The 6,629-nt window shown below is 43.2% G+C and carries 8 protein-coding genes; all 8 read left to right on the top strand.

Annotated elements, in window-relative coordinates; genetic code table 11:
- Nucleotides 1–188, top strand: a 188-nt coding sequence (locus AAEZ00_RS05165; protein WP_351088411.1) for a hypothetical protein, incomplete at its 5' end; no start/stop codon positions are given.
- A gap of 352 nt (nt 189–540) precedes the next feature.
- On the top strand, nt 541–1,425 hold the full coding sequence (metF, locus tag AAEZ00_RS05160) for a methylenetetrahydrofolate reductase (RefSeq protein WP_101033982.1): 885 nt from the start codon (nt 541–543) through the stop codon (nt 1,423–1,425).
- A gap of 214 nt (nt 1,426–1,639) precedes the next feature.
- The gene (locus AAEZ00_RS05155; RefSeq protein ID WP_164839541.1) at nt 1,640–2,227 is read left to right on the top strand and encodes a c-type cytochrome; all 588 of its coding nucleotides are present in this window, start codon (nt 1,640–1,642) and stop codon (nt 2,225–2,227) included.
- Nucleotides 2,228–2,237: 10 nt separating this feature from the next.
- Nucleotides 2,238–3,356 carry a c-type cytochrome gene (locus tag AAEZ00_RS05150; RefSeq protein WP_351088410.1) on the top strand — a complete coding sequence of 373 codons (1,119 nt, stop codon included), beginning with the start codon at nt 2,238–2,240 and terminating at the stop codon, nt 3,354–3,356.
- A gap of 252 nt (nt 3,357–3,608) precedes the next feature.
- Nucleotides 3,609–3,887, top strand: coding sequence for a cysteine-rich CWC family protein (locus AAEZ00_RS05145; protein ID WP_206191828.1), 279 nt, complete (start codon nt 3,609–3,611; stop codon nt 3,885–3,887).
- 19 nt (nt 3,888–3,906) lie between these two features.
- The gene (locus tag AAEZ00_RS05140) at nt 3,907–4,272 is read left to right on the top strand and encodes a cupin domain-containing protein (RefSeq protein WP_351079173.1); all 366 of its coding nucleotides are present in this window, start codon (nt 3,907–3,909) and stop codon (nt 4,270–4,272) included.
- A 221-nt stretch (nt 4,273–4,493) separates the two neighbouring features.
- Nucleotides 4,494–4,667 (top strand): hypothetical protein, encoded by a 174-nt coding sequence (locus tag AAEZ00_RS05135; protein WP_351088409.1) that lies wholly within the window; start codon nt 4,494–4,496, stop codon nt 4,665–4,667.
- 562 nt (nt 4,668–5,229) lie between these two features.
- A complete protein-coding gene (locus AAEZ00_RS05130) occupies nt 5,230–6,594 on the top strand; it encodes an alanine/glycine:cation symporter family protein (RefSeq protein WP_101033986.1) in 1,365 nt (454 codons plus the stop codon).
- Nucleotides 6,595–6,629: the final 35 nt, after the last annotated feature.

The following is a 6,629-nucleotide window of genomic DNA, read 5'->3' as shown; positions in this document are numbered from 1 at the left end:
TCCACGCTCAGTGCTCTACATACCCAGTCGCTATCCACTTAGATATAAACAATAGTGCTTATCCGAATAGCATTAACCTAAAGGGTGGCTTTTTTATGCCTGACGATAAATTTTCTCGGCTGCGTTGGTTCATTGTCAACTTACAAACTCAGTTCATGTTAACCCATCAAACAAGTGGTAAAGCTTGATCAAGGTAATGCTTAGCTTCTCATCAATCGCATACGAAACTTCCTTGATGTTAGCCCCTTAGTATTAGTCCCTTAGTATTAGTCCCATGGTATTAGTCCCATGGTAGTTCTTCATGGTGTCATAAAGACTTGCCGACACACACCGATGTCTGCGTAACCCACTTAGTTAGCGCTATCTGTATTGCCTGCAATTTAGGCGTAGACTTAAATTGACCGCATTGATGGTTTTTTAGCTTGACTTAGAATACAGTTAAACTAGTATATGGACATACAGACGTCCAAACGGCTAAATAATGTAAGTTTGCTGATTGGTATAGACTCCGAAGTTTTACAGAAGTTGAAGGAACACATTATGGCTTTTCATCATGCACAACATGCCCAATCGTTAAACCAGAGCTTGTCTGAGCTAAATGATATTAATGTGTCTTTTGAGTTTTTTCCGCCTTCAACGCCAGCGATGGAAGAGATCTTGTGGAACTCTATTCGTCGCTTAGAACCGTTAAACCCTAAATTTGTGTCAGTAACTTATGGTGCCAATTCAGGCGTCCGCGACCGAACTCATAGCGTGATTGAGCGTATCCAGAAAGAAACCAACTTAGTTGCCGCGCCGCATTTAACTTTGGTTGATGCCAGTGATGAAGAGTTAGTTGAATTGGCGAAACATTATTGGAAATCTGGCATTAAAGATATTGTTGCCTTGCGGGGGGACTTACCTGATGGCAGTCCAAAACCAACGCGTTTTGCTAATGATTTAGTGCGCTTATTACGCTCTGTTGCAGACTTTGATATTTCGGTTGCTGCTTATCCAGAAGTGCATCCCGATGCGCGTAATGCTCAAGCTGATTTAATCCACTTAAAAAAGAAAATTGATGCTGGCGCCAACCGTGCGATTACCCAGTTTTTCTTCGATGTTGAATCTTATTTGCGTTTTCGCGATCGCTGCGTCACGGCTGGCATTGATGTGGAGATTATCCCGGGGATATTACCTGTGACTAACTTTAAGCAGACCAAGCGTTTTGCTGATATGACTAACGTGGCCATTCCGCATTGGTTACACCGCCAGTTTGAAGGCCTCGATGACGATGCTGCAACGCGTCAGCTTGTCGGGGCTAATGTTGCGATTGATATGGTGAAAGTGTTGTCTCGTGAAGGGGTTAAAGATTTTCATTTTTACACCCTAAACCGCGCTGAGTTAACTTATGCTATTTGCCATACCTTGGGTGTGCGTCCGAAGTAACAGAGTGTAGCGTTTACTCAAATTACCCCCCGTTAATGGTCTCATTAGCGGGTTTTTTGTTTAATATTAACGGTTTTTTGTTTAAATATTAGACGTTTGCCGTATTCTTTTTTCAATTTTTTTGGCCTATGGTGGTATGACAATAATTAATGACTAAAGAGGTGTGATGATGAAAACATCCTTTTACGTGCTCAGTGTGTTGGCTGGCATAACGATGGTTAATGTTATGCAAGCTCAAGCCGCAGAAACATCTTCCCCACAACAAGCTATTCCGGCAGTCGCGCAGTTGTGTGCATCCTGCCATGGCGCTCAAGGTCAAGGCATCGATATTATCGGCCCTCGTTTAGCGGGGTTGTCGGCTGAATATATTAGCAATCAACTGAAGTTATTCCACGCAAATAAACGTCAAAATCCGATCATGTTAGCCATGGCTGCGACGGTGCAGGGCGACAATATCGCCGTGGTAGCAGATTATTTTAGTCACCAGCCAGTGGATGAGATCCAGCTGCAATTTCGTGGTGATAAGGTGGCCATTAGCGATCCTTTTGAAGCAATAGCCTTTCAAGGTGATTGGTCGCGGACTATTCCGGCTTGTACCAGTTGTCATGGTCCATCGGGAGTGGGTGGCGGGCAATTCCCTCGCTTAGCCGGTCAGCAAGCCAGTTACCTTAAAACCCAGCTATTAGCCTGGCAAGATGGCACTCGCAGTGGCGATGTAGACAATATGATGGGCAATATTGCCTTGAAATTAACCGCAGCCGAAATTGATGGTTTATCTCAATATTTTGCCAATTTAAAATAAGGACATGGCTATGAAATTATTATTGCTAATGACCGTTGGTGTCCTGTTTAGTGTGCCTTTACAGGCCAATGAGCTGTCTACCGATCCTGCGCCCAAGCTGACAGTAAAAGCTACTGAGGCCACAACCACATTGCCCGATCGTCAAACTGCCTTGCCATCGGTAGACAAAAAATCGGCTGATATCTATCTACAACCTGCGCCATTAACTGATATTCCTGCAGGTGATTTTGGTGACAAAGTTCGACTGGGTTACCAATTGTTTGTTAATACTCAGCAACTGCGCGATAAGTACGTTGGCAATCAACTTAATTGTGTTAATTGTCATATGAATGCAGGGCAACAAGCTAATTCATCGCCATTATGGGCGGCCTATTTTGCGTATCCTGCTTATCGTAAGAAAAATGATAAGGTAAACAGTTTTCAAGAACGTATTCAAGGCTGTTTTACTTACTCGATGAATGGTAAAGCGCCAGCATCTGGTTCGCCCGAATTAGTGGCAATATCTGCTTATTCGTACTGGCTCGGTATGAGTGGATTAATGCAACAATATAACCTCAGTGGCCCTGTGCCTGAATTGTCTGATGCTGAGCTGGTTAAAGGCGCTAAGCGGGATGATTTTCCTATGCCAGCCTCCATCACTAAACATCTAGATATCACAGCGTTAAGCCAGCTACCTGGGCGTGGTTTTCCTAAAGCACCTCAACCAGAATTAGCTTATTCTCCAGAACGCGGCGTGGCAGTATATCAAGCACATTGCCAAGCATGTCATGGTGGCGATGGCCAAGGACAAATAATTGCAGGTGTTGCAGCATTACCACCATCATGGGGCCCTCAAAGTTTTAATTGGGGGGCCGGCATGCATAGGGTCAATACCGCTGCTGATTTTATTTATGAAAATATGCCTTTGGGTAAAAGTGTGCAACTCACTGTTCAGCAAGCTTGGGATGTAGCCGCCTATGTTAATTCGTTTGATCGGCCACAAGATCCTCGTTTTGACGGCGATGTGAGCAAAACGCAAGCTACTTACCATAAGCATCAGGGGTTTTACGGTCAATCCGTTGCAGGTAAGCCTGTTTTGGGGACTGAGTCGTATCCTGTTTTTCCGCTTAAAAAGAGTCTTACACCTTGATATTAGTTGTTCGTAAGCTTTGAGCTATATAGGCTTTAATTTATATAAGCTTTGATTTATATAAACTTTGATTTACAAACAATGAATCGCTGTAAATGATGCCCATTGAGTTAACGCTTGGTGGGTATTTTTGTAGGTATTCAATTTATTTACTCTAATGTCATGCCCATAGCGCTTATTGAGCATAATGATGCTAAATGTCATTATAGTCACTCTACCTACTCATTTATTCTCACCATCATAGGCAGGGCGATGACATTACTAATACCCACAGCGCAGACTTGTCCATTATGCCAGCAAACCAATGGCTGTGCGATGGAGCAAGGATTAGACATCAATGCTTGTTGGTGTGCTAAGCAAGCGCAGCATGTGCCATCTGTCATTGCGCAGTATAAAGCAACATCCACTTTGCCTACTTTAGCGGATAACCAATGTATTTGTCAGTCATGTATGGCTAAGCTGGTGCAACAATTCAATATCGATCCCGTCGAAACTTACTTGCCATCGCAATCGCCAGAACCAGAATCATAACTCATTAGGGGAAGCCGCTATGCAAGCAAAAGTCATCAACTTCAACGATAAGTTTAACCAGTTTAGCCAACATTGGTCGCCACGTGTTATTGCACAATTGAATGATTATCAATTTAAATTAGTCAAGGTGGCGGGTGAGTTTGTTTGGCATAAACATCTTGATACTGACGAAGTATTTATAGTGATTGAGGGGACCTTGCATATTGCTTTTCGTGACAAGGATATTACGCTTCAGGCAGGTGAGATGGTGGTTGTTCCCAAAGGTGTTGAGCATAAACCTATGGCGAATGATGAATGTAAAATCATGATTATTGAACCTCAAGGTGTGGTCAATACGGGCGAGGTTAAAAGCGATCTTACTGGGTTAAATGATCAGTGGATATAGTGGTGGCTGGCGCGGATCATTTAAGACGCTTCTTAGCCAATACAATCGCACTTTTAGTATTACTCGTTGCAGGAACTTAAGCGGCTTGTTTAATGATATAGTACTGTTAAATCGGTGTTAATTTTTGTTGTTAGCCTGCTGTTAGTCGGTATACTGAGATTATTAGTTTTTGGCGAAGCCTTAAAGACTGACCTATATCTTATGTACACCAGTGGATATTAATGCTGAGAAAAACGCTCGTTATCGCCGCGGCTATTATTGCGATACCTTTTGTTGTCGCGCTATTTATTCAAAAAGATTATTTAGTCACCCGCACTCTTACCATAGATAGGCCGATTGCTGAGGTTTTTTATTATGTTAACTATCTAAAAAACCAAGATAACGTTAGCAAGTAGGCGCAAAAGGATCTCGATATGGTGAAAAGCTATCGTGGTACGGATGCGACAGTGGTTTTTGTATCAGCCTAGGCAAGTGAAAATCCCAATGTAGGTTTGGGCGAGCAACAAATTATCGCCATAGATGAAGGTAAACGTATCGACTTTGAATGACGGTTTTTTTCACCCTTTGAAGCGACTAAACCTGCTTATATGACCACCGAAGCCGTTAACACTAATCAAACAAAAGTTAATTGGGGTTTTAGTGGTCATTGTGCTTATTCAACAAAGGTAATGTTTTTATTTGTCGACGTTGACACCTTGATAAGTGCTGATGTAAAGCAAGGTCTGGATACGTTAAACGTCGTTCTAGAACAATAAACTATTTATGTTGATCATAGCCAGATGTCGCTACAGCGTTGTTAAGTTAACGATGATTACTACCTGTGCATGCACAGTTGCTATGGTTAACTAATATAGGGGTCATCTAAAGGTTATTATATTCCAACGCAATTGAGCCGTTTAAAAAACAATAATAATGACAACTTTCGACATAAGTCGTTACTCAATAAGAGGTTTTTACATGGAAGCAGTTACACAATTTGTCAGTATGATTAATAGTATCGTATGGGGTGTTCCCATGCTGGTTATGATTTTAGGCGTCGGGTTGTTTTTGTCGATTGGGCTAAAGTTTATGCCTATTTTGAAGCTAAACCGAGGCTTTAAATTATTATGGTCGGGTCGTCAGGTCACTGATGAAACTGAAAAAGGGGATGTTAGCCCGTTTAACGCGTTAATGACGTCTTTATCTGCGACCATCGGAACCGGTAATATTGCCGGTGTGGCCACGGCCATTTTTATTGGTGGTCCAGGGGCATTATTTTGGATGTGGTGTACAGCGCTTGTCGGGATGGCGACCAAGTTTTCGGAAGCGGTACTGGCGGTGAAATTTCGTGAGACAGACGCTAATGGTAACCACGTTGGCGGTCCGATGTACTACATTAAAAATGGCTTAGGCAGTAAGTGGGCTTGGTTAGGTACTGCATTTGCCATTTTTGGATCTATTGCTGGTTTTGGTATTGGTAATACCGTACAAGCTAACTCTGTTGCCGATGCCATGAGCAGCAACTTTGGCGTACCTAATTGGGTCACAGGCGTGGTGTTGATGGTGCTGGTTGGTGCGGTGTTAATGGGCGGTATTAAGCGCATTGCTGAAGTGGCCGGTAAGCTGGTGCCCTTGATGACAGTGTTTTATATCACCGCGGGTTTAGCGGTATTGATTGTGAATGCTGATCAAGTACCGGCGGCATTTTTATTAATTATACACAGTGCGTTTAATCCAGTCGCGGCTCAAGGTGGTTTTGCGGGGGCGGCTGTGTGGGCTGCGATCCGTTTTGGTGTGGCTCGAGGCGTGTTTTCAAATGAGGCAGGCTTGGGTAGTGCGCCAATTGCTCATGCCGCTGCACAAACCAATAACCCAGTAAAGCAAGGCTTAGTGGCGATGTTAGGCACCTTTATTGACACGCTTATTGTGTGTTCAATTACCGGTTTGGCAATTATAGTCTCTGGTGCGTGGACCTCTGGTGAAAACGGCGCGGCATTGACTTCACTTGCTTTTTCTCATGCATTGCCCATGGGTAATTACATTGTGGCAATCGCATTGGCTGTGTTTGCTTTTACCACTATTCTAGGGTGGAGTTTTTACAGCGAAAAGTGTGTTCAGTACCTTTTAGGTGATAAAGCGATAAAACCATTTCGTCTTCTTTGGACCTTAGTTGTGCCATTAGGCGCCGTCAGCTCATTAGAGTTTATTTGGCTACTAGCCGATACATTGAATGCGATGATGGCGATCCCCAACTTAATTGCGCTAGTGTTATTAAGCCCGGTCGTGTTTGGCTTAACCCGTGAGTATTTTATTAAGCAACGTGGATTAAAAGCCAAAGCCTAGATGTTGAAAATAGTTCGGCAAAATAGCTGCGCTAT

The organism is Shewanella sp. S1-49-MNA-CIBAN-0167 (genome assembly GCF_040310145.1).
GTDB classification, from domain to species: Bacteria; Pseudomonadota; Gammaproteobacteria; order Enterobacterales; family Shewanellaceae; genus Shewanella; species Shewanella psychromarinicola.
The sequence above is the reverse complement of the archived record's forward strand: the minus strand, read 5'-3'. Positions and strand labels throughout refer to the sequence as shown.

What these genes read in the sequence shown, in the direction of transcription:
- AAEZ00_RS05145 (WP_206191828.1), top strand. Translation starts at nt 3,609, where the DNA reads ATGACATTACTAATACCCACAGCGCAGACTTGTCCATTATGCCAGCAA.
- AAEZ00_RS05155 (WP_164839541.1), top strand. Translation starts at nt 1,640, where the DNA reads ATGGTTAATGTTATGCAAGCTCAAGCCGCAGAAACATCTTCCCCACAA.
- AAEZ00_RS05150 (WP_351088410.1), top strand. Translation starts at nt 2,238, where the DNA reads ATGAAATTATTATTGCTAATGACCGTTGGTGTCCTGTTTAGTGTGCCT.
- metF (WP_101033982.1), top strand. Translation starts at nt 541, where the DNA reads ATGGCTTTTCATCATGCACAACATGCCCAATCGTTAAACCAGAGCTTG.
- AAEZ00_RS05130 (WP_101033986.1), top strand. Translation starts at nt 5,230, where the DNA reads ATGGAAGCAGTTACACAATTTGTCAGTATGATTAATAGTATCGTATGG.
- AAEZ00_RS05135 (WP_351088409.1), top strand. Translation starts at nt 4,494, where the DNA reads ATGCTGAGAAAAACGCTCGTTATCGCCGCGGCTATTATTGCGATACCT.
- AAEZ00_RS05140 (WP_351079173.1), top strand. Translation starts at nt 3,907, where the DNA reads ATGCAAGCAAAAGTCATCAACTTCAACGATAAGTTTAACCAGTTTAGC.